Consider the following 19,551-nt stretch of genomic DNA (forward strand, 5'->3'; position numbering starts at 1 on the left):
CGACCAATGCAGCATCGATCCCTGACCCAGGCATGCGCGCGCACCATCGCCGGGCTATTCATCGGCGCCCTGTTCGCAGCAGCACCCGGCGCGTTCGCCGACGAAGTCAGCAGTTTTAACCAGAATGTCACGAATTCGACGCAGAACGCGTCGAATGCCTCTCTCCAGCAGACCAGCGCGCAGCCGTCGAGCGGCGGCGCGAAGTCGTTCCTCGCGGGCATGGCCGGCAAGGCAGGCGACGTGGTCGTCGGCGCGCTGAACATGATCGGCGTGCGTTATCGCTGGGGCGGCAACTCGCCGGATTCGGGCCTCGACTGCAGCGGCTTCGTGCGCTACGTGTTCCAGGACACCCTCGGCATGTCGCTGCCGCGTCGTGCGGAAGAGATGAGCCGCGTCGGCGAGAAGGTGAGCATGAGCAACCTCAAGCCGGGCGACCTCGTGTTCTTCAACACGATGCGCCGTACGTTCTCGCACGTCGGCATCTACATCGGCGACAACAAGTTCGTGCACTCGCCGTCGACGGGCAGCACGATCCGCGTCGACGATCTCGATAGCGGCTACTGGGAAAAGCGTTTCACCGGCGCGCGCCGGCTCGAATCGGAGTTTCCGATGAAGCCGGAAGACCTGCGTCAGCGCGTGCGCGCGACGATCGGCGACGATTCCGCGAACGGCAACAACTGACGTTCGACGGCCGGCCCGGCCGGATCGAAAAAACCCTGTCACCGAGAGGCGGCAGGGTTTTTTGTTTTGGGGCGGTGCAAACGGCGGGCTGAAAACCGTTGAGCCGTTGGCGGGCCGGCGGCGCGCGCCGGCCTGAACATCGCGGTGCTTTACGCGGCAGCCACGCCGCGTGCTGCCGCGAGCTTGCGCTGCAGCTCCGGCATGATGCGCGCGACGGCTTCCTCGCCCGCGAGAATCGCCGCGTTGCGCTGGTTGAAGTCGCTGCCGCCCATCGCGTTGAGATTCGGGCGGATCACGACGTCCGCATACTTGTCGAGCTCGTAGGTCTTGATCGTCTGGCCCATGATCGTGAAGGTCTGCAGCAGCATCTCGATCGGGTTGTTGGTTGCCGCGCCGTCCGGCCGGGACGAGATGTCGACCGCGATCACGAAGCTCGCGCCCATCTTGCGCGCATACGACGCGGGCACCGGGCTCACGAGGCCGCCATCCACATACTCGCGGTTGCCGATCTTCACCGGCTCGAACACCGACGGCACGCTGCACGATGCGCGCACCGCGAGCCCCGTATTGCCTTGCTGGAACAGGATCGGTTGGCCGTTCTGCAGATCGGTCGCGACGATGCCGAGCGGTTTCGCCATCTTCTCGATCGGCCGGTTGTTGAGGGTCTTGTTCAGGAAGTTCTGCAGCGCCACGCCCTGCAGCAGCCCGCGCGAGCGGAACGGCAGCGCCCAGTCGCTGATTGCCGCCTGGTCCATGTCGAGCGCGATCTTGTTGATCTGAAGGGCGCTCATGCCCGATGCATAGAGTGCGCCGACCACCGAGCCCGCGCTCGTGCCCGCGACGATCTCGATCGGGATGCCACGCGCCTCGAGCGCCTTCAGCACGCCGATGTGCGAGAAGCCGCGCGCGGCGCCGCCGCCGAGGGCGATGCCGATCTTCACCGGCTTTTCCTGCGGCAGTGCGGCGCCGGGGCGGGATTTGTCGCCGAACGACGTGCAGGCGGCGAGGCTGGCGGACGCGGCGGCGATCGTGAAGTGGCGGCGCGACAGGCGAGGGGACGACATCGAATGGTTCTCCGGCGGCTTGGCGGCGGGTGTCACGGCCCGCGGCGGCGATAGGTTCCGAGCGGCCGCGCAGGGGTTCCGTGCGGCCGGCGCCGCGCCGGCTGGCGGCCGCGGCGCGCACATCATAAAGCAAGCGGCGCGCTTGGCGCGATGTCCGGCGCGAGTATAATTCCGGCTTCTTTCCCGTTCCGGGCGTCGCCGGCCCCGTTGCTGTCCGGGCTGCCGCCGTCGATCCCGCGTCGAATCATTCATGCGCCCCAGGCGTTCGAGTTACCGTTTATGACCCGTCCTGTCCGTACCCGCTTCGCGCCGAGTCCCACCGGCTTCATCCACCTCGGCAACATCCGCTCCGCGCTCTATCCGTGGGCGTTCGCCCGCAAGATGAAGGGCACGTTCGTGCTGCGCATCGAGGATACCGACGTCGAGCGTTCGTCGCAGGAAGCGGTCGACGCGATCCTCGAAGGGATGCAATGGCTCGGCCTGGATTTCGACGAAGGCCCGATCTACCAGATGCAGCGGATGGACCGCTATCGCGAGGTGCTCGCGCAGATGCTCGAGAAGGGCCTCGCGTACCCGTGCTACATGTCGGCCGAGGAACTCGACGCGCTGCGCGAACGCCAGCGCGAGGCCGGCCTGAAGCCGCGCTACGACGGCACGTGGCGGCCGGAGCCCGGCAAGGTGCTGCCGGAGCCGCCGGCCGGCGTGAAGCCGGTGCTGCGCTTCCGCAATCCGCTGACCGGCACGGTCGTGTGGGACGACGCCGTGAAGGGGCGTGTCGAGATCTCGAACGAGGAACTCGACGACCTCGTGATCGCGCGCCCGGACGGCACGCCGATCTACAACTTCTGCGTGGTGGTGGACGACATGGACATGGGCATCACGCACGTGATCCGTGGCGACGACCACGTGAACAACACGCCGCGCCAGATCAACATCCTGAATGCGCTCGGCGGCGAGCCGCCCGTCTACGCGCACCTGCCGACCGTGCTGAACGAGCAGGGCGAGAAGATGAGCAAGCGGCATGGCGCGATGAGCGTGATGGCGTACCGCGATGCGGGCTTCCTGCCCGAAGCCGTCGTCAACTATCTCGCGCGCCTCGGCTGGTCGCACGGCGACGCGGAGATCTTCTCGCGCGAGCAGTTCGTCGAATGGTTCGATCTCGAGCATCTCGGCAAGTCGCCCGCGCAGTACGACCACAGCAAGCTGAGCTGGCTGAACGCGCATTACATCAAGGAAGCCGACAACGCGCGCCTCGCCGAGCTGGCGAAGCCGTTCCTCTCCGCCCTCGGCATCGACGATGCGGCGATCGCGACGGGCCCGGCGCTGGAAGCGGTGGTCGGTCTGATGAAGGATCGTGCGACGACTGTCAAGGAGATCGCGGAAGGCGCCGCGATGTTCTACCGTGTGCCGGCACCGGAAGCCGATGCGCTCGCGCAGCACGTGACCGATGCGGTGCGTCCGGCGCTGGCCGATCTCGCCGCTGCGCTGAAGGCGGCCGACTGGACGAAGGAGGCCGTGTCCGCCGCGCTGAAGTCGACGCTCGGCACGCACAAGCTGAAGATGCCGCAACTGGCGATGCCGGTGCGCCTGCTGGTGGCGGGTACGACGCATACGCCGTCGATCGATGCGGTGCTCGTGCTGTTCGGTCGCGATGTCGTGGTGTCGCGCATCGAGGCGGCGCTGGCCTGAGGTTCGAGGGCGAGCGAAGCTGCCCGTGCGTGACATCGCGGCAGCTTCGCAAAAAATTTCGCTCGAATCGCAAAAAGGGTATTTACAAGTTCAAAGTAGCTCCATATAATCTCATTTCTGTTCTGCAAGGGGGTATAGCTCAGCTGGGAGAGCGCTTGCATGGCATGCAAGAGGTCAGCGGTTCGATCCCGCTTACCTCCACCATCAGAACAAGCTGAGTTGATTTGCGAAGCACGGGTAGTAATAAATGCTTCACAAAATGATTCAAAGCAGTTAGAATTTCGGCCTTCGCTGTTGATTGAAAAGTGAATAGCGAAAGTCAGACAGATCTGAAAAGATTTTGTCCCCTTCGTCTAGAGGCCTAGGACATCACCCTTTCACGGTGAGTACAGGGGTTCGAATCCCCTAGGGGACGCCAGATTCAGCGGCGTTTCGTAGAAATGTCGCAACGCTTGCAGGAACGTAACCGACGTCCTGCGGGTGAGGGTAAGAAAGCTGGAGCGGTAGTTCAGTCGGTTAGAATACCGGCCTGTCACGCCGGGGGTCGCGGGTTCGAGTCCCGTCCGCTCCGCCAGAACGAAGCCCGTTCAAGACGTTTTTGAGCGGGCTTTTGTATTAAGGATGTAAGCAATACGTTGTCCCCTTCGTCTAGAGGCCTAGGACATCACCCTTTCACGGTGAGTACAGGGGTTCGAATCCCCTAGGGGACGCCAGATTCAGCGGCGTTTCGTAGAAGTGTCGCAACATCTGCAGGAACGTGACGATGTCCTGCAGGTGCGAGTAAGAAAGCTGGAGCGGTAGTTCAGTTGGTTAGAATACCGGCCTGTCACGCCGGGGGTCGCGGGTTCGAGCCCCGTCCGCTCCGCCAGAACGAAGCCCGTTCAAAGAACGTTTTTTGAACGGGCTTTTGCATTAAAGATGTAAGCAGTACGTTGTCCCCTTCGTCTAGAGGCCTAGGACATCACCCTTTCACGGTGAGTACAGGGGTTCGAATCCCCTAGGGGACGCCAGATTTCGGCGTCGTTCGAACAAACGATGCGCCGGCAGGAAGCAACCGACGCCTGCCAGGCAAGTAGCAAGACTGGAGCGGTAGTTCAGTCGGTTAGAATACCGGCCTGTCACGCCGGGGGTCGCGGGTTCGAGTCCCGTCCGCTCCGCCAGAAAATGAAGAAGCCCGCCTTGTGCGGGCTTTTTCATTTGCGTTTCCGGTTGTGCCCGCTTGCGGGCGCGTGACTGCGGAGCGGAGGAAGCCGCCTGCGCGGCTTCCGGCGGGACTCGAAGGGCTGCGCTTGCAAGCGCAGCGGCGGCCTGCGGGATGTAGGCGAGTCCCGTCCGCTCCGCCAGAAAATGAAGAAGCCCGCCTTGCGCGGGCTTTTTCATTTGCGTTTCCGGTTGCGCCCGCTGGCCGCGTAACGTCCGGTCATCCGGCGTCGAGCCGCTACGAGAAATCCGCGATTGCATCCGCACGCGACTGCGCTATCGTGGCGGGATGCGTTCTTGACCCCTGCGCGATGCTCGATCCGACCGACCTGCGACTCCTGTATCAGCTCCGGCCCGCGGAGGCTGGCGATTTTCCGTTTGCCGAAGCGCTGACGCACGGCAACATGGGCGGCTACTACAAGCGCCATGGGCTCGTGTGGCGCAGCGACCTGTTCTACGCGAGCTGGCGCGAATCCGAGAACTTCATCCTCGAGGCCGATGGCGAGCGCATCGGCGTGCTGCGCGTGACCGAGGAAGGCGACTCGCTGCACATCCGCGACGTGCAGATCGCGGCCGGTCATCGCGGGCAGGGCGCCGGCACCTACATGCTCGACATGTCGCATCGCTGGGCGCGTGCGCGCGGGCTGCACGAACTGCAACTGCGCGTGTTCGTCGACAATCCAGCCGCGCGTCTCTACCTGCGCATGGGCTATCAGGTTGCCGGGTCGCGGCTCGCGCAACTGGGCTCGATCCGCCACATGGTGCGACCGGTCTGAAGTCCTGACGGCCTGAAGCGACGCGTTCAGCGGGCAGCGTCGATCGCGTCGTCGTCCGGCATTTCGTCGTCCGCGCGGCTGCCTTCCGGGCCGCGGTGCTCGTAGCCGCGCAGCATGAATGCGCGCGGGCTTTCGCCGAATGCACGCCTGAACATCGCCGAAAACGCGCTCTGGCTCTGGTAGCCGAGTTCGCGCGCGATATGCGACAGCGGGCGCCCCTGGTTCAGCAGCGGAATGGCCCGCGCCAGCAGCGCCTGCTGGCGCCACTGCGAAAAGCTCACGCCCAGTTCCTGCTTGAAGAGCCGCGAAATCGTGCGCGTGCTTGCGCCGACCTCGCTGGCCCAATGCTCGAGCGACTCCGCGTGGGCCGGGTGCGCGAGGACCGATTCGCACAGCATGCGCAGCCTTTTTTCGTCGGGCATCGGCACCGCGAGCGGCAGCGGCTCGGCGTGACTCAGCTCGTCGAGCACGAGCCCGCACAGCAGGCGCTCGCGCGTGGTGCTCAGGTCGCGCGCGTCGAGTGCGACGATCAGCTCGCGCAGGAGTCCCGTCACCTCGACGACGCGGCACGCGTCGAGCCCGTCCGGCACGATCGACTCGTCGATATACAGCGTGCGCAAATACGCCTCTTCGACGATCACGACCTCGTGCGTCACGCGCGGCGGCACCCAGATCGCGCGGGACGGCGGCACCATCCAGGTCGTGCCGGTCGTCGCGACGCGCAGCACGCCGCGCGATGCGTATGCGAGCTGCGCCCACGCATGCGTATGCAGCGGGATGCGGTGGCCGGTATTGACCTGCCGTGCGCGCACGCGCATCGGATGGACGGCGGTCGGCGCGAATTCGGGCGGAATGTCGATGACGTACGGGTTCGGTACGTCGGCTTGGAACGGCGGGTTCATGGACGATTCGGGCAGCGCGGCGGCGATGCCGTTATTGTAGAAGGCGCCGCGAACGTGCATGCGGCGGTTTGTCGGGCGATCATGCCGCGTTCAAATGAACTTTGTGTGGGGGCCCGGCGATTTCCGGACTGCCCCGGGGCCGGGCGCGCTGGCGGGTTCGAACCATCCGGCCGGTATCGTGGTCTATCGAGGCGCGGGCGATTTCGCCACGAATCGCGTGCGGACACGGCACCATACGAATCAAAGAGGAGAACCACGATGCGCTACGTATTCGTCTACGGCACCCTGAGAAACGGGGAGGTCAACGACATCGGCCACGCGGCCGCCAGGCACGGGATTGCCGCGCCGACGCTGCTCGGCGCCGTCGCGCTGCCGGGCGAACTGTACGATTTCGGTACCTATCCGGGAATGATCGCCGGGTCGGCCGACAAGTCGCTGGTCTGGGGCGACGTCTACGAGGTCGACGACCGGCTCGTTCCGGTGCTCGACGAGATCGAGCGCGTGTATCCGGGCGTCGACTCGCTGTTCAAGCCGGAAGACGTGACCGTCGAGCTCGGCGGCCGGCAGTACGCCTGCCTTTACTATCCGGTCGCCGCGCACGCGATTGCGGGGCGTCCGCGCATTGCGTCGGGCGACTGGGTTCAGCATCGGCGCGAGCGGGAAGCCGTGTGACCGGTTGCGCGGCAGCCGCGGTAGCGGATCCTGTCGCAAAAGAAAAAGCGCCCCGCGGGGCGCTTTTTTGATGCCGTCATCGCACGCGACCGGCGCCGACGCAGGGCCGGCCCCGGTCGAGGCGGGCAGCGACGTCAGATTTCCTCGTACAGCGGCAGCGTCAGGAATTCGGTGAAGCCTTCCGACGTCGACATCTGCTCGAAGATCGCCGCGGCGCGCTCGTACGGCTGCGTGTTGCCGCCGACCGAGCGCTTCACGTTGTCGAGTTCGGCCTTCGAGAGTTCACGCACGAGTTCGGCGGTGACCTTGCGGCCGTCGTCGAGCACGCCCTTCGGCGAGCGGATCCATTGCCACACCTGCGAACGGGAGATTTCGGCCGTGGCCGCGTCTTCCATCAGGTTGTGGATCGGCACGCAGCCGTTGCCGTCGAGCCAGGCGCCGAGGTAGTGGATGCCGACGTTGATGTTGTTGCGCAGGCCGGCTTCGGTGATCGGCGCTTCCGGCTGGAAGTCGAGCAGGTTCTTGCCTTCGACCTGCACGTCGTCGCGCTGCTTCGCGATCTGGTTCGGCTTGTCGCCGAGCACCTTGACGAACTCTTCCATCGCGATCGGCACGAGGCCCGGGTGGGCCACCCAGCCGCCGTCGTAGCCGTCGGTCGCGTCGCGCTGCTTGTCCGAGCGCACGCCGCCCATGGCCTTGTCGTTCGCTTCCGGATCGTTCTTGATCGGGATCAGCGCGCTCATCCCGCCGATCGCCGGCGCGTTGCGCTTGTGGCAGGTCTTCAGCAGCAGCAGCGCGTACGCGCGCATGAACGGCACCGTCATCGTGATCTTCGAACGCTCGGCGAGGCAGAAGTCGCGGTCGTTCTTGAACTTCTTGATGGCCGAGAAGATGTAGTCCCAGCGGCCGGCGTTCAGGCCCGAGCTGTGTTCGCGCAGTTCGTACAGGATTTCGTCCATCTCGAACGCGGCGAGGATCGTCTCGATCAGCACCGTCGCGCGGATCGTGCCGCGCGGCACGCCGACGCCTTCCTGCGCGGCGACGAAGATGTCGTTCCACAGGCGCGCCTCGAGATGGCTTTCCATCTTCGGCAGGTAGAAGTACGGGCCCGAGCCGCGCGCGAGCAGCTCCTTCGCGTTGTGGAACAGGAACAGCGCGAAATCGAAGATGCCGCCGGACACGCGCTGGCCGTCGACCGTCACGTGCTTCTCGTCGAGGTGCCAGCCGCGCGGACGCACGATCAGCGTCGCGACCTTGTCGTTCAGCCGGTACGACTTGCCGTTCTGCTCGAGCGAGATCGTGCGGCGCACCGCGTCCTTCAGGTTGATCTGGCCGTCGATCTGGTTCGTCCAGCTCGGCGCGTTCGAATCCTCGAAGTCCGTCATGTACGAATCGGCGCCCGAGTTCAGTGCGTTGATGATCATCTTGCGCTCGACGGGGCCCGTGATCTCGACACGGCGGCATTGCAGGTCGGCCGGCAGCGGCGCGACCTTCCAGTCGCCTTCGCGGATCGCCTTCGTCTCGGCCAGGAAGTCGGGGCGCTCGCCCGCGTCGAGGCGTTTCGTGCGCTCGACGCGCGCCTGCAGCAGCGCCTGGCGGCGCGGTTCGAACGTGCGGTGCAGCGCTGCAACGAGTGCGAGCGCTTCAGGCGTCAGGATTGCTTCGTAACCCGGCTTGATTTCGCCGGTGATCGTCATGCCTTGCGGCAGCGTGATCGGGGTGCTCATGAGTCTCATCTCCTTGGTCGGTCAGTTGCGGTTTCGGTGAAGGGGGAAGGCGGCAGCGCTGCGAACGTCATGCACCCGGGCTGGGGCGCGTGCGGTTTGCGGGTCTGCCGGACGGAGCCGGGGTGGCGAGGAATGCGAGCAGGTCGGCCATGCCGGTGCCGATGCCGTCGGGCGGCGCGCCGAGTTCCTCGGCGGGCGCGCCCGTGCGGTTGAGCCAGAACGTCGTGTAGCCGAACCAGACGGCGCCGGCGACGTCCCACGCGTTCGACGACACGAACACGATGCCCCGCCGGTTCGGACCGAACGCGTCGGTGCCGAGCGCGTAGGCGGCCGGGCTCGGCTTGTACGCGCGCACGGTGTCGGCCGACAGCACGCGATCGAACAGCCCGGACATGCCGGCGCTCTTGATCGCGATGTCGAGCATTTGCGGCGTGCCGTTCGACAGGATCCCGAGCGGCGGGCGCGGGTCGAGCGCGCGCAGCTTGCGCAGCGCGGGCACCGTATCGGGATAGGTGGACAGGCACGCGTATTCGTCCATCAGCCGCTTCTCGGCCGCGCTGTTCAGCGCGAGCCCGAGCCGGCGCGCGGCGAACCGCAGCGCGTCGAGCGTGATGTCCCGGAACGGGCGATAGCGGGCGCCGGCCGGATCGGCGAGCGTGCGCAGTTGCGAGTATTCGATTTGCTTGCGTCGCCACAACTGCGACAACCGTTCCCCGTGACCGGGAAACATCTGCTCCGCCGCGGCCAGGACCGCACGCACGTCGAACAACGTGCCGAATGCGTCGAAGAGGATTGCGTCGGGAGAGGAGAGTGTCGTTGTGGCCGACATAGCCTTGCGCTCCAGTTTCAGAGGTCAGGTGAATTCTATTCGTGATCGTATGTGCCAAAAAAGACGCTAAACATCACTTGATCTTTTACTTTCATCTACCTAATCTTGAGCGGTTTAAGCTATTTGAAGGGCGACGGCGCCGCCCCTGCGAGTCATGGACCGGTTCAAGCAGATCGAAACGTTCGCCGCGGTCGCGGCAAAGGGCAGCCTGTCGGCGGCCGCGCACGCGGAAGGGGTCGCGCCCGCGATCATCGGCCGCCGGCTCGACGCGCTCGAGGAGCGGCTTGGCGTGAAGCTGCTGGTGCGCACGACGCGCAAGCTCACGCTGACGTTCGAGGGCTCGGCGTTCCTCGAGGATTGCCAGCGCGTCATCAACGACATGCAGAACGCGGAGGCGAGCGTGTCCGCCGGCGGCGTCAAGGCGAGCGGCCACCTGCGCATCTCGGCGCCGGCCGGCTTCGGCCGGCGGCACGTCGCGCCGCTCGTGCCCGAATTCAGCGTCGGGCATCCGGATGTATCGGTCACGCTCGATCTGTCCGACCGGATGGTCGACCTCGTCAACGAGGGGTTCGATTGCGCGGTGCGGCTCGGCGAGCTGCCCGACTCGTCGCTCGTGTCGCTGAAGCTCGGCGAGAACCGTCGCGTGTGCGTCGCTTCGCCCGCGTATTTGGCTCGACGCGGCACGCCGGTCACGCTTGCCGAGCTGGCGCGGCACAACTGCCTTGCGCTCGCGGCAAACGCGAACCAGCAACGCGGCTGGACGTTCCAGGAGGACGACAAGGTCGTGTCGATCCGCGTGAACGGCACGATGGAGTGCTCGGACGGTGCGGTGCTGCACGAGTGGTGCCTCGAAGGCCACGGCCTGGCGTGGCGCTCGTGGTGGGAGGTCGGCGAGGACATCGCGGCCGGCCGGCTCGTCAGCGTGCTCGACGCATTCGCCGCCCCGCCGATCGGTATCCACGCGGTGTTTCCGCAACGTCGGCATCTGCCGCTGCGCGTGCGGCTGTTTCTCGATTACCTGAAGCACACGTACGAGCGGCCCGGTTATTGGGGCGAGTAGGCGGCGGCCAGCCGCGCGTTTCCGATATGAGGGCGAACCCGCTGCGCGGCCCGGCCGGGTGCTTTCACGTCCTACAATCGAAACAGGCATGCCCCACGCGACGCAGCCGGACCGCCCGGACGCGCGGCGCGCGGAGTGCGATTGACGAAGGAGGGCGCGATGTTCCGGCACATCCTCGTTCCAACCGACGGTTCCGAACTGTCGCAGAAGGCGATCGACGGCGCGATCGACCTGGCGCGCGCGGTCGGTGCGCGGGTCACGGCCTACGCGTGCCTGCCGCAGTATCCGTATTCGCCGTTTTCCGAGGTGATCATCGAGCCGCCCGCCGATTTCCGGGCGCGCAGCGAGCGCGAGGCGCGTGCGCACCTCGACGAGGTCGAATCGGCTGCGAAGGCGGCCGGCGTCGAGTGCGACACCTGGACGAGCGTGCATCCGTCGCCGTATCTCGGCATCATCGAGGCGGCCGAACGCGGCGGCTGCGACGTGATCTTCATGGCGTCCCACGGACGCCGCGGGCTCGGCAGCTTGCTGATCGGCAGCGAGACGCAGCGCGTGCTGACCCATACGAAAATTCCGGTGATCGTGTATCGGTAGGGCGGCGCCCTGGAAAAAGGGCGCGCCGGACGAAGCCGGCGCGCGTCGTTGCTGGCGGCCCGCAGGCCGCGCGGCGGGTCGCGCGATCGGGATCGCGCGCCTGCCGTCTCCTCCCTGATTGTTGTCCGGTGGCCGATGCCGCGCCGCCGCGAGACGGGGCGGGCATCGGCATGACGCGTGGCGCGTCGTGCTTTTCGGCTTACGCGACCTTCTTGCCGTCGAAGAACTGCTCGTCTTCGGTCGAGCCGTGCAGCGCGGTGGTCGATGCTTCGCGCTCGACCGTCTGCGTCACGGCGTCGAAGTAGCCGGTGCCGACTTCGCGTTGGTGCTTGACGGCCGTGAAGCCCTTGTCCGCGGCTGCGAACTCGGCCTGCTGCAGTTCGACGAACGCGCTCATCTGCGTGCGGGCATAGCCGTGCGCGAGGTTGAACATCGAGTAGTTCAGCGCATGGAAGCCGGCCAGCGTGATGAACTGGAACTTGTAGCCCATCGCGCCGAGTTCCTTCTGGAACTTCGCGATCGTCGCGTCGTCGAGGTTCTTCTTCCAGTTGAACGACGGCGAGCAGTTGTACGACAGCAGCTTGCCCGGGAACTGCTTGTGGATCGCTTCCGCGAACTTCTTCGCGTACTCGAGATCCGGCTTGCCCGTTTCGCACCAGACCAGGTCGGCGTATGGCGCGTACGCCAGACCGCGCGAGATCGCCTGCTCGATGCCCGGCTTGGTGCGGAAGAAGCCTTCCACCGTGCGCTCGCCCGTCAGGAAGGGCTTGTCGTTGTCGTCGACGTCGGACGTGATCAGGTCGGCTGCTTCCGCGTCGGTGCGGGCGACCAGCACGGTCGACGTGCCCATCACGTCGGCCGCGAGACGCGCAGCCGACAGCTTCGCGACGGCCTCGCGCGTCGGCACGAGCACCTTGCCGCCCATGTGGCCGCACTTCTTCACCGAAGCGAGCTGGTCCTCGAAGTGCACGCCCGACGCGCCGGCTTCGATCATCGCCTTCATCAGTTCGAACGCGTTCAGCACGCCGCCGAAACCGGCTTCCGCGTCGGCGACGATCGGTGCGAAGAAGTCGACATAACCTTCGTCGCCCGGGTTCTTGCCTTCCGACCACTGGATCTGGTCGGCGCGCGTCAGCGTGTTGTTGATGCGCTTCACGACAAGCGGCACCGAGTTTGCCGGGTACAGCGACTGGTCCGGGTACATTTCGCCCGCGACGTTCGCGTCGCCGGCCACTTGCCAGCCGGACAGGTAGATCGCCTTCAGGCCGGCCTTCACCTGCTGCATCGCCTGGTTGCCGGTCAGTGCGCCGAGTGCGTTGACGAACGGCTCGTTGTTGACGAGGCTCCACAGTTTTTCCGCGCCGCGCTTGGCGAGCGTGTGCTCGATCGGAATCGAACCACGCAGGCGGACCACGTCTTCAGCCGAGTAGCTGCGCTTGATGCCCTTCCAGCGCGGATCGGTTTCCCATTGCTTTTGCAGTTCCTGTGCCTGTTGCTGTCGCGACATGATGAGCTCCTTGATGCGGTGCGATGCCTGATGGGTTGACTCTGACGGTGTTGACGCTGTTCTCGAAGCCGGGAGCGGTGCGTTCCGGTTCGTGAGGTCTTGTATAAGAGTCTAGGCAAATCGACTGGAGCAGGACAGGGGGCCGGCCGAGGGGTGGGGTAAATTTTTAGTTGTTTTAAATCAATATCTTGAAATCATTGTTTCAGGATAAGAAATGCATTTTCCCATCCCGCAATCGCCCGGGTTGTGCCGCGCAGCATGATTTTTTACGACACAAAAAAATTTTCCGCATCGTGAAATATGGGGTGGGGCGAAAAAAAACCGGCGCGGATGCGCCGGTTGGCTGGATGGGCAGGGCGGTTATCCGCGGGCCTGCCCTCCGTAGGGCGGCCGGTGGCCGCCCGTGCGTGCTTACGACGCGGAGTTGCTGCGACGCGGGCCGCCGCTGCGCTGGCCGTCGCGACGCGGGCCGCCGTCACGGCTGCCACCCGGCTTGCCGCTCCAGCCGCCGCCATTGCCGCCGCCGTAGCTGCGGCCGCTGCCGTTACCGCTGCCGCCATAACCGCCGCCCGGCTTGCCGCCGAAACGACGACCGCCGTTACCGCCGCCCGGACGGCCACGGCCGCCGGTGCCGCCGTTGCGCGGGGGCGCCTTGCGCGGCTCGAAGCCTTCGATCACGTTGACCGGCAGCGGCGCGCGCACGAAACGCTCGATGCGCTTGAGCGCGCCTTGCTCGGCGTGGTGCACGAGGCTCACGGCCGTGCCCGAACGGCCTGCACGGCCCGTACGGCCGATACGGTGCACGTAGTCTTCCGCGAACTTCGGCAGGTCGTAGTTGAACACGTGCGTGATGCCCGGGATGTCGATGCCGCGTGCCGCGACGTCGGTGGCCACCAGCACGCGCACACGGCGCTCGCGCAGCGCACGGATCGTGCGGTTACGCGCGCCCTGCGGCAGGTCGCCGTGCAGCGCGGCCGATTCGAAGCCTGCGTCGGCGAGACGGCCGGCGAGCTGGTCGGCGTCGATCTTGGTCGCCGTGAAGATGATCGCCTGGTCGAGCGCGTCGTCGCGCAGCAGGTGATCGAGCAGGCGATCCTTGTGGTCGCGGTCGTCGACGTAGTGCACGGTTTGCGCGATGTTCGCGCGCGACTCGAGGCGCTGCTGGATCTCGATGCGTTCCGGATCCTTCAGCAGGCGGCTCGTCAGCGAACCGATCTTGCCGTCGAGCGTGGCCGAGAACAGCATCGTCTGGCGCGACTCGGGGGTGGCGGCAACGATCGTTTCGATGTCGTCGATGAAGCCCATGTCGAGCATGCGGTCGGCTTCATCGAGGACGAGCATCTTCAGCTCGGACAGGTCGATGCGGCCGCGCTCGAGGTGGTCGAGCAGACGGCCCGGCGTGGCGACCAGGATTTCCGGGTTCTTCGCGAGCAGCATCAGCTGCTGGCCGTAGGCGACGCCGCCGAGGATGCTGACCGTGCGCAGGCGCTTCAGGTGCTTGCCATAGGTCGTTGCGGCCGTGGTGACCTGCATCGCGAGTTCACGGGTCGGCGTCAGCACGAGCAGGCCCGGGCGCGCGACGGGTTGCGGGCGGCGCGCGCGGCGGTCGCCCTGGTTCGGTTCGCGCGGCGCGCGCGGTTGCTGCGCCTGCGCCTTCTGGAGCTGCGCGAAACGTTCGATCGCGGGCAGCATGAATGCGGCGGTCTTGCCCGAACCGGTCGGGCTCGAGACCAGCAGGTCACGGCCGGCGATGCCGGCCGGAATCGCGCGCTGCTGGACCGGCGTCGGCTTCACATAGCCGGCGGCCTGCAGCGCGGAGACGATCTCCGGCGACAACCCGAGCGACGCGAAGCTCGGCTCGTCCGACGCCGGTTCGACCGCGGCCGGTGCGGCGGCGTCGTCGAGACCGAGCGCCTGGTCGGCGATCGCGTTGAGCGGGCTGGAGTTGATGCTCGAAGTCATAACAATCCTTGAAACACAGTGGGTGAAACGTCGGCGCCAATCGCGCATACCCAAGTCGTCGGATTCAGCGAGCAAATCGGGAAACGGGGGTGCAATCCGCCGAACCGTCGGCGGATGAGGCATTAGAAGCTGTTTTGGGTGCGGCGCGCTTCAGGAGCGTGGCCGCCAGCCTGATAAGTGACGACCGTGAAGGTCGAAGCAGGAGGGGACAGGTTCTAAACCGGATTGGAGCTTAACGCTACGAGGCGTCAGGCCGGAACGGCTTGCGAGCCGAGCGCGGAAGATGACGCAGGCAGCATTATAAAGAGATTTGCTGCGCTGCGCCACTGATTTGATTGCCTATTGCGGCAGGGGGCGATTCGGTCAGGAAGCCGTGCCGTTCTTCAGCGATTCGACGAGTTCGATGTACTGCTGCTTCGCCGCATCCTGCGACGTGCCCTTCAGCGCATCCCAGGCGTCGTACTTGTATTTGCCGACGATGTCGGTGAAGCCCGGCTTGTCGCCATGGGCGTCGCCGTCGGTCGCCTGCTTGAAGAGGGCGTACAGGCGCAGCAGGGTCAGGTTGCCCGGACGTTCCGTCAGTTGCTTGACGTCGATCTGGGCCTGGTCGAATTGGGCGGTGAGGTCGCTCATCGGGTGTCTCCGTAAGGGTTTCAGGTCGGGCGATCTTAACAAGCGGACCGCCGCGCGGGGTCGAGCGATCCTTCCAAACCGCCGCCCGGTGCGGCGCACACGCACGGATCGGGCCCGATCGCCCGTGGGAGCGGGGCGCCGCATTACAATGTCGCCCATGACGCAAACAGTGCTCCTCGCCATCGATACGTCGACCGAATACTGCTCGGTCGCGCTGCTGCGCTCGGCCCACGCCGATGACGCCGTTTCCACCCCGCAAACCTGGGTCCGCCACGAGCTGACGGGCGCCGTGTCGAGCACGCGCGTGCTGCCGGCCATCCAGGATCTTTTCGCCGAATCGGGGCTGACGCTCGCCGATTGCGACGCGATCGCGTTCGGCGCAGGCCCCGGCTCGTTCACGGGCCTGCGTACCGCGACGGGCATCACCCAGGGTCTCGCGTTCGGGCGCGGGCTGCCGGTCGTGCCGATCGGCACGCTGCTCGCGTGCGCCGAGCACGCGCGGCTGCGCGCGCCCGGCACGACCCGCGTGCTGGCCGCGCTGGATGCGCGGATGGATGAAGCCTACTGGGCGGATTTCGCGTGGGACGACAGTACCGGCGACTGGCGCACGCTGCATCCGGCTTCGCTCGATGCGCCGGGCGCCGTCGGCGTGCCCGATGTGCCGTTCACGCTCGCGGGCAATGCGGCCGCCGCGTTCGGCGCGCAGTTGCCGGCTGCGGCGCGCGCGGCCGTGATCGACGGCGACGCGATGCCGCACGCGCTGGCGGTCGCCCATGCCGCCCTGCGTGCGTTCCGCGCCGGCCGCGCGGTGCCGGCCGATCAGGCGGCGCCGGAGTACGTGCGCGACAAGGTCGCGCAGACCACCGCCGAGCGCGTCGCGGCACGGGCCGCGCAGACGGGCGGAGCGAAGGGATGACGGGCGTACTGCTGAGCGACCGCTATCTGGCGCCGATGACGGATGCCGATCTCGACGAGGTCGTCGCGATCGAGCACGTCGCGTACGAATTCCCGTGGAGCCGCGGCAATTTCGAGGATTCGTTGCGCAACGGCTATCTGGGCGTGTGCCTGCGGCACGTGACGGGTTCGTTGATCGGCTATTGCGTGCTGATGCCCGTGGTCGACGAGATGCACCTGCTGAACCTGTGCGTCGCGCCGGCCGCGCAGTGCGCGGGCGCGGGCCTGGCGCTGCTGCGCGAGGCCGTGCGCATTTCGCGCGCGGAAGGGCTCGACGGCGTGCTGCTCGAGGTGCGGCCGTCCAATCCGCGCGCGATCCATCTGTACGAGCGTTTCGGCTTCTTGACGATCGGCCGGCGCAAGAATTATTACCCGGCGAAGCATCGCAGCCGGGAGGACGCGATCGTGATGCGTCTGACGCTGAACAAGGACGAAGGGGACGCGCATGGCATGGGCTGAAGCGGCGCTCGAGGAAATGGGCCTTGCGCAGATCTGGGTGCGGCGCGGGCAAGGCGCGGATGCAGGCACGGACGAGGGCGCGACAGCCGAAGCGCACGCCGCCGCGCAAACCGGTGGGGTGGACGCCGCACCGGCCGTCGCGACCGGGCGGCCTGCGCGGACCGCGCGTCCGCCGGTGCAGGACGACGCACCGCCCGCAGTGGCGCGGAGCGCCGATGCTTCGCCGGCTCGCGCGCCGGCCGCCGTCCCGTCGCGGCGCGTCGACGACGGCGATCGCGCGCCTGCACCGGTTACGCCGGTCGCGTCGGCCGACACGATGCCGCCGATGGATGACATGCCGCCTGCCGGACCCGACGATTTCGCGTGGTTCGACGCGGCGCCGCCGGGCGATCCCGTGCCGATGGCCGAAGCGCGTCCCGTCGGTACGCCGGTTGCCGCGCTCGACTGGGATGCGCTGGCCGCGCGCGTGGCCGACTGCACGCTGTGCGGTCTGTGCGAGAAGCGGACCAACACCGTGTTCGGCGTCGGCGACCGCGAAGCGGACTGGATGCTGATCGGCGAAGCGCCGGGCGAGAACGAGGACAAGCAGGGCGAGCCGTTCGTCGGCCAGGCCGGCAAGCTGCTCGACAACATGCTGCATTCGCTGTCGCTCAAGCGCGGCGACAACGTGTACATCGCGAACGTGATCAAGTGCCGGCCGCCCGGCAACCGCAATCCGGAGCCGGACGAGGTCGCGAGCTGCGAGCCGTATCTGCAGCGCCAGGTTGCGCTCGTGAAGCCGAAGCTGATCGTCGCGCTCGGCCGCTTCGCCGCGCAGACGCTGCTGAAGACGGACGCGAGCATTGCGTCGCTGCGTGGCCGCGTGCATGCGTACGAAGGCGTGCCGGTGATCGTGACCTACCATCCGGCGTACCTGTTGCGCAGCCTGCAGGACAAGTCGAAGGCGTGGGCCGACCTGTGCCTCGCGCGCGACACGTTCCGGCGCGCAGAGGGCGGCGACGCGAACGGGCCGGCCGGACAATGACGACCGGCGCGGCGTGCGCATTCGTCGATACGCTGCACGACGTCGCGGTTCGGGATCTGGGCTGGCTGCTGGCCAGCCCGAGCTTGCTTACCGCGGTGCCGGACGCGCCGCTGGCGCGCCCGTGGCTGGATGCGGTGGGACAGTCGGCCGTCGAAGCATGGCTCGCCGCGCTCGATGCGCAGCCCGAGCCGCTGCATCGCGCGCTCGACGGCTTCCGGCCCACCCGCCTCGGCCGCTATGCCGAATGCCTGCTCGAGTATTTCCTGACGCACGGGCCGTCGCTGCGGCTCGTCGCGGCCAATCTGCCGCTGCGCAGCAACGGCAAGACGCTCGGCGAAGTCGATTTTCTCGTCGACGCACCGGACGGGCGGCGCCTGCACTGGGAACTCGCGGTGAAGTGCTACCTGTGCGCGCCGGTGCAAGCCGGCGCATCGCTTGCCGATTTCGTTGGCCCCAACCTCGTCGACCGGTTCGACCGCAAGCGCACTCGGTTACTCGAGCATCAGCTGCGGCTCGGCGATCGCGACGGGTTTGCGCGGCTCGGCTACGGCGCGCCGTCCGACGCGCAGATGTTCATCAAGGGCTGGTTGTTCTATCCGCACGGCGCGCCGCTGCCGCCGGTGTCCGCGGAAATCGCGCCGGATCACCCGCACGGTTTCTGGCTCACGCACGCGCAGTGGCCGGCCTGGGCGGCCGCTCAGCGTGCCGGCGTCGCATGGAGCGTGTTGCCGCGGCTTGCGTGGCTAGCGCCGCGACTGGCTGCCGTCGGTAGCGGATTCGAACCCGAAACGCTGGCGGCCACGCTGGAATTGCCGTCGGTGTTGACGACGCGCGAGGCGCCTGCGCTGATCGGCATTCATGAAAAGGGCAGTGACGGCACGTGGCGCGAAACGGCGCGCGGCTTCGTCGTGCCGGACGACTGGCCGGTGCGTGCCCAGGCGTTCGCGGCGCAGGATCACTGACGCCGCGTCAGCCGGCGATCACCACCAGCGATGGAAGTGATGGACGGGGCCGACGCCGTGGCCGACGTCGAGGTGGCCGCTCGCGGCGATCGCGCCGGTCAGGTAGGTCTTGGCTTCGCGCACCGCGCTTTCGAGGTCGGGCTGCTGCGGCAGCAGCGCGGCGATCGCCGACGACAGCGTGCAGCCGGTACCGTGCGTGTTGCTCACCGGTACGCGTGCGCCGTCGAGCCGCACGGTGCGGGTCGCTTCCACGAGCCAGTCGGGGCTCGCGGACGCGTCCGGCAGGTGGCCGCCTTTCATCAGCACGGCGCGCGCACCCGTCTGTAACAGTGCCTGACCTTGCCGGACCATGTCGTCTTCGGTGGTTGCGGGCACATCGTTCAGCAGCGCGGCCGCTTCGGGCAGGTTCGGCGTCACGACCGTCGCGAGCGGCAGCAGCGCATCGCGCAACGCGTCGACGGCATCGGGTGCGAGGAGCGCGTGCGAGCTCTTCGAGATCATCACCGTGTCGAGCACGACGAAGCGCGGCGCGTAGCGCCGCAGCGCGTCGGCGACCGCGTGCACGATCGCCGCGTTCGCGAGCATCCCGATCTTGACCGCATCGATACGGATATCGCCGAACACCGCGTCGAGTTGCGCGGTCACGAACGCAGCGTCCGGCGCATGCACGCCCGTCACGCCGCGGGTGTTCTGCGCGGTCAGCGCGGTGATCACGCTCGCGCCATACGCGCCGAGCGCGGAAAAGGTCTTCAGGTCGGCCTGGATGCCTGCGCCGCCGCCCGAATCGGAGCCGGCGATCGTCAGGATGTTGGGTATCGGGTGCGTCATGAGGGCAACGCGCCGGTTCGAGGACCGG

At 66.9% G+C, this 19,551-nt stretch carries 18 protein-coding genes and 7 tRNA genes; 17 read left to right on the forward strand and 8 right to left on the reverse strand.

All coding sequences use genetic code 11. From position 1 onward, the window contains the following. The first annotated feature begins 6 nt into the window (after positions 1-6). On the forward strand, positions 7-681 hold the full coding sequence (locus QZM35_RS09360) for a C40 family peptidase (RefSeq protein WP_089425713.1): 675 nt from the start codon (positions 7-9) through the stop codon (positions 679-681). Between the two features lie 149 nt (positions 682-830). On the opposite strand, the gene QZM35_RS09365 is transcribed toward QZM35_RS09360, so the two are convergent. Then, a complete protein-coding gene (locus QZM35_RS09365; protein WP_089425949.1) occupies positions 831-1,745 on the reverse strand; it encodes a patatin-like phospholipase family protein in 915 nt (304 codons plus the stop codon). A gap of 279 nt (positions 1,746-2,024) precedes the next feature. Here QZM35_RS09365 and gltX point away from each other — a divergent pair, with 279 nt between their 5' ends. The 9 genes from gltX (at position 2,025) to QZM35_RS09410 (ending at position 5,410) form a co-directional block, all read left to right on the forward strand. After that, positions 2,025-3,434 carry a glutamate--tRNA ligase gene (gene gltX / locus QZM35_RS09370; protein WP_089473122.1) on the forward strand — a complete coding sequence of 470 codons (1,410 nt, stop codon included), beginning with the start codon at positions 2,025-2,027 and terminating at the stop codon, positions 3,432-3,434. A gap of 128 nt (positions 3,435-3,562) precedes the next feature. After that, a tRNA-Ala gene (locus QZM35_RS09375) sits at positions 3,563-3,638 on the forward strand. A 138-nt stretch (positions 3,639-3,776) separates the two neighbouring features. After that, positions 3,777-3,852, forward strand: a tRNA-Glu gene (locus QZM35_RS09380). A gap of 79 nt (positions 3,853-3,931) precedes the next feature. Next, positions 3,932-4,008 (forward strand) — tRNA-Asp (locus tag QZM35_RS09385). A gap of 63 nt (positions 4,009-4,071) precedes the next feature. Further along, positions 4,072-4,147 (forward strand) — tRNA-Glu (locus QZM35_RS09390). Between the two features lie 78 nt (positions 4,148-4,225). Beyond that, positions 4,226-4,302: transfer RNA gene (locus QZM35_RS09395), tRNA-Asp, on the forward strand. Between the two features lie 66 nt (positions 4,303-4,368). Then, positions 4,369-4,444: transfer RNA gene (locus QZM35_RS09400), tRNA-Glu, on the forward strand. 73 nt (positions 4,445-4,517) lie between these two features. Next, a tRNA-Asp gene (locus QZM35_RS09405) sits at positions 4,518-4,594 on the forward strand. A 351-nt stretch (positions 4,595-4,945) separates the two neighbouring features. Next, complete coding sequence (locus tag QZM35_RS09410; protein ID WP_027787064.1) at positions 4,946-5,410, forward strand: GNAT family N-acetyltransferase; 465 nt, start codon at positions 4,946-4,948, stop codon at positions 5,408-5,410. A 26-nt stretch (positions 5,411-5,436) separates the two neighbouring features. On the opposite strand, the gene QZM35_RS09415 is transcribed toward QZM35_RS09410, so the two are convergent. Continuing rightward, on the reverse strand, positions 5,437-6,312 hold the full coding sequence (locus QZM35_RS09415; RefSeq protein WP_089425948.1) for a helix-turn-helix domain-containing protein: 876 nt from the start codon (positions 6,310-6,312) through the stop codon (positions 5,437-5,439). Between the two features lie 258 nt (positions 6,313-6,570). On the opposite strand from QZM35_RS09415, the gene QZM35_RS09420 reads away from it, so the two are divergent. Beyond that, entirely contained in the window at positions 6,571-6,984 is a 414-nt protein-coding gene (locus QZM35_RS09420; RefSeq protein WP_089425711.1) for a gamma-glutamylcyclotransferase, read from the forward strand. Between the two features lie 134 nt (positions 6,985-7,118). On the opposite strand, the gene aceB is transcribed toward QZM35_RS09420, so the two are convergent. Continuing rightward, positions 7,119-8,711 carry a malate synthase A gene (aceB, locus tag QZM35_RS09425; RefSeq protein ID WP_301775846.1) on the reverse strand — a complete coding sequence of 531 codons (1,593 nt, stop codon included), beginning with the start codon at positions 8,709-8,711 and terminating at the stop codon, positions 7,119-7,121. A 67-nt stretch (positions 8,712-8,778) separates the two neighbouring features. Continuing rightward, the gene (locus QZM35_RS09430; RefSeq protein WP_089431242.1) at positions 8,779-9,540 is read right to left on the reverse strand and encodes a haloacid dehalogenase type II; all 762 of its coding nucleotides are present in this window, start codon (positions 9,538-9,540) and stop codon (positions 8,779-8,781) included. A gap of 154 nt (positions 9,541-9,694) precedes the next feature. Between QZM35_RS09430 and QZM35_RS09435 the strand changes: the two genes are divergently transcribed. After that, complete coding sequence (locus QZM35_RS09435; protein WP_089425709.1) at positions 9,695-10,600, forward strand: LysR family transcriptional regulator; 906 nt, start codon at positions 9,695-9,697, stop codon at positions 10,598-10,600. 159 nt (positions 10,601-10,759) lie between these two features. Continuing rightward, entirely contained in the window at positions 10,760-11,194 is a 435-nt protein-coding gene (locus tag QZM35_RS09440; RefSeq protein WP_089425708.1) for a universal stress protein, read from the forward strand. 199 nt (positions 11,195-11,393) lie between these two features. Here the strand turns inward: QZM35_RS09440 and aceA are convergent, their stop codons facing one another. From aceA to QZM35_RS09455, 3 genes are all read right to left on the reverse strand, one after another. Continuing rightward, on the reverse strand, positions 11,394-12,701 hold the full coding sequence (gene aceA, locus QZM35_RS09445) for an isocitrate lyase (protein ID WP_069248300.1): 1,308 nt from the start codon (positions 12,699-12,701) through the stop codon (positions 11,394-11,396). A 411-nt stretch (positions 12,702-13,112) separates the two neighbouring features. Beyond that, complete coding sequence (locus QZM35_RS09450; protein WP_089431241.1) at positions 13,113-14,663, reverse strand: DEAD/DEAH box helicase; 1,551 nt, start codon at positions 14,661-14,663, stop codon at positions 13,113-13,115. 363 nt (positions 14,664-15,026) lie between these two features. After that, entirely contained in the window at positions 15,027-15,296 is a 270-nt protein-coding gene (locus tag QZM35_RS09455; RefSeq protein WP_031399394.1) for an acyl-CoA-binding protein, read from the reverse strand. Positions 15,297-15,444: 148 nt separating this feature from the next. Between QZM35_RS09455 and tsaB the strand changes: the two genes are divergently transcribed. The 4 genes from tsaB to QZM35_RS09475 are packed head-to-tail and all read left to right on the forward strand — an operon-like array spanning position 15,445 to position 18,695. Beyond that, a complete protein-coding gene (gene tsaB / locus QZM35_RS09460; RefSeq protein WP_089425706.1) occupies positions 15,445-16,212 on the forward strand; it encodes a tRNA (adenosine(37)-N6)-threonylcarbamoyltransferase complex dimerization subunit type 1 TsaB in 768 nt (255 codons plus the stop codon). Further along, positions 16,209-16,709: a ribosomal protein S18-alanine N-acetyltransferase gene (rimI, locus tag QZM35_RS09465; protein WP_089425705.1), complete on the forward strand. Its 501-nt coding sequence runs from the start codon at positions 16,209-16,211 to the stop codon at positions 16,707-16,709. The genes tsaB and rimI overlap by 4 nt, the downstream gene beginning before the upstream one ends. Further along, a complete protein-coding gene (locus QZM35_RS09470) occupies positions 16,696-17,733 on the forward strand; it encodes a uracil-DNA glycosylase (protein WP_301775847.1) in 1,038 nt (345 codons plus the stop codon). Before rimI ends, QZM35_RS09470 begins: the two co-directional genes overlap by 14 nt. Then, a complete protein-coding gene (locus QZM35_RS09475) occupies positions 17,730-18,695 on the forward strand; it encodes a DUF1853 family protein (protein WP_301775848.1) in 966 nt (321 codons plus the stop codon). Before QZM35_RS09470 ends, QZM35_RS09475 begins: the two co-directional genes overlap by 4 nt. 18 nt (positions 18,696-18,713) lie before the next feature. Here the strand turns inward: QZM35_RS09475 and thiD are convergent, their stop codons facing one another. After that, positions 18,714-19,523 carry a bifunctional hydroxymethylpyrimidine kinase/phosphomethylpyrimidine kinase gene (thiD, locus tag QZM35_RS09480; protein ID WP_089425702.1) on the reverse strand — a complete coding sequence of 270 codons (810 nt, stop codon included), beginning with the start codon at positions 19,521-19,523 and terminating at the stop codon, positions 18,714-18,716. Positions 19,524-19,551 lie beyond the last annotated feature (28 nt).

It is taken from the genome of Burkholderia sp. AU45274, from assembly GCF_030482505.1.
Taxonomy (GTDB): Bacteria; Pseudomonadota; Gammaproteobacteria; order Burkholderiales; family Burkholderiaceae; genus Burkholderia.

Excerpts from the sequence above, each read along its gene's own strand:
- QZM35_RS09360 (WP_089425713.1), top strand. The coding sequence starts at position 7 with ATGCAGCATCGATCCCTGACCCAGGCATGCGCGCGCACCATCGCCGGG.
- QZM35_RS09365 (WP_089425949.1), bottom strand. The coding sequence starts at position 1,745 with ATGTCGTCCCCTCGCCTGTCGCGCCGCCACTTCACGATCGCCGCCGCG.
- gltX (WP_089473122.1), top strand. The coding sequence starts at position 2,025 with ATGACCCGTCCTGTCCGTACCCGCTTCGCGCCGAGTCCCACCGGCTTC.
- QZM35_RS09410 (WP_027787064.1), top strand. The coding sequence starts at position 4,946 with ATGCTCGATCCGACCGACCTGCGACTCCTGTATCAGCTCCGGCCCGCG.
- QZM35_RS09415 (WP_089425948.1), bottom strand. The coding sequence starts at position 6,312 with ATGAACCCGCCGTTCCAAGCCGACGTACCGAACCCGTACGTCATCGAC.
- QZM35_RS09420 (WP_089425711.1), top strand. The coding sequence starts at position 6,571 with ATGCGCTACGTATTCGTCTACGGCACCCTGAGAAACGGGGAGGTCAAC.
- aceB (WP_301775846.1), bottom strand. The coding sequence starts at position 8,711 with ATGAGCACCCCGATCACGCTGCCGCAAGGCATGACGATCACCGGCGAA.
- QZM35_RS09430 (WP_089431242.1), bottom strand. The coding sequence starts at position 9,540 with ATGTCGGCCACAACGACACTCTCCTCTCCCGACGCAATCCTCTTCGAC.
- QZM35_RS09435 (WP_089425709.1), top strand. The coding sequence starts at position 9,695 with ATGGACCGGTTCAAGCAGATCGAAACGTTCGCCGCGGTCGCGGCAAAG.
- QZM35_RS09440 (WP_089425708.1), top strand. The coding sequence starts at position 10,760 with ATGTTCCGGCACATCCTCGTTCCAACCGACGGTTCCGAACTGTCGCAG.
- aceA (WP_069248300.1), bottom strand. The coding sequence starts at position 12,701 with ATGTCGCGACAGCAACAGGCACAGGAACTGCAAAAGCAATGGGAAACC.
- QZM35_RS09450 (WP_089431241.1), bottom strand. The coding sequence starts at position 14,663 with ATGACTTCGAGCATCAACTCCAGCCCGCTCAACGCGATCGCCGACCAG.
- QZM35_RS09455 (WP_031399394.1), bottom strand. The coding sequence starts at position 15,296 with ATGAGCGACCTCACCGCCCAATTCGACCAGGCCCAGATCGACGTCAAG.
- tsaB (WP_089425706.1), top strand. The coding sequence starts at position 15,445 with ATGTCGCCCATGACGCAAACAGTGCTCCTCGCCATCGATACGTCGACC.
- rimI (WP_089425705.1), top strand. The coding sequence starts at position 16,209 with ATGACGGGCGTACTGCTGAGCGACCGCTATCTGGCGCCGATGACGGAT.
- QZM35_RS09470 (WP_301775847.1), top strand. The coding sequence starts at position 16,696 with ATGGCATGGGCTGAAGCGGCGCTCGAGGAAATGGGCCTTGCGCAGATC.
- QZM35_RS09475 (WP_301775848.1), top strand. The coding sequence starts at position 17,730 with ATGACGACCGGCGCGGCGTGCGCATTCGTCGATACGCTGCACGACGTC.
- thiD (WP_089425702.1), bottom strand. The coding sequence starts at position 19,523 with ATGACGCACCCGATACCCAACATCCTGACGATCGCCGGCTCCGATTCG.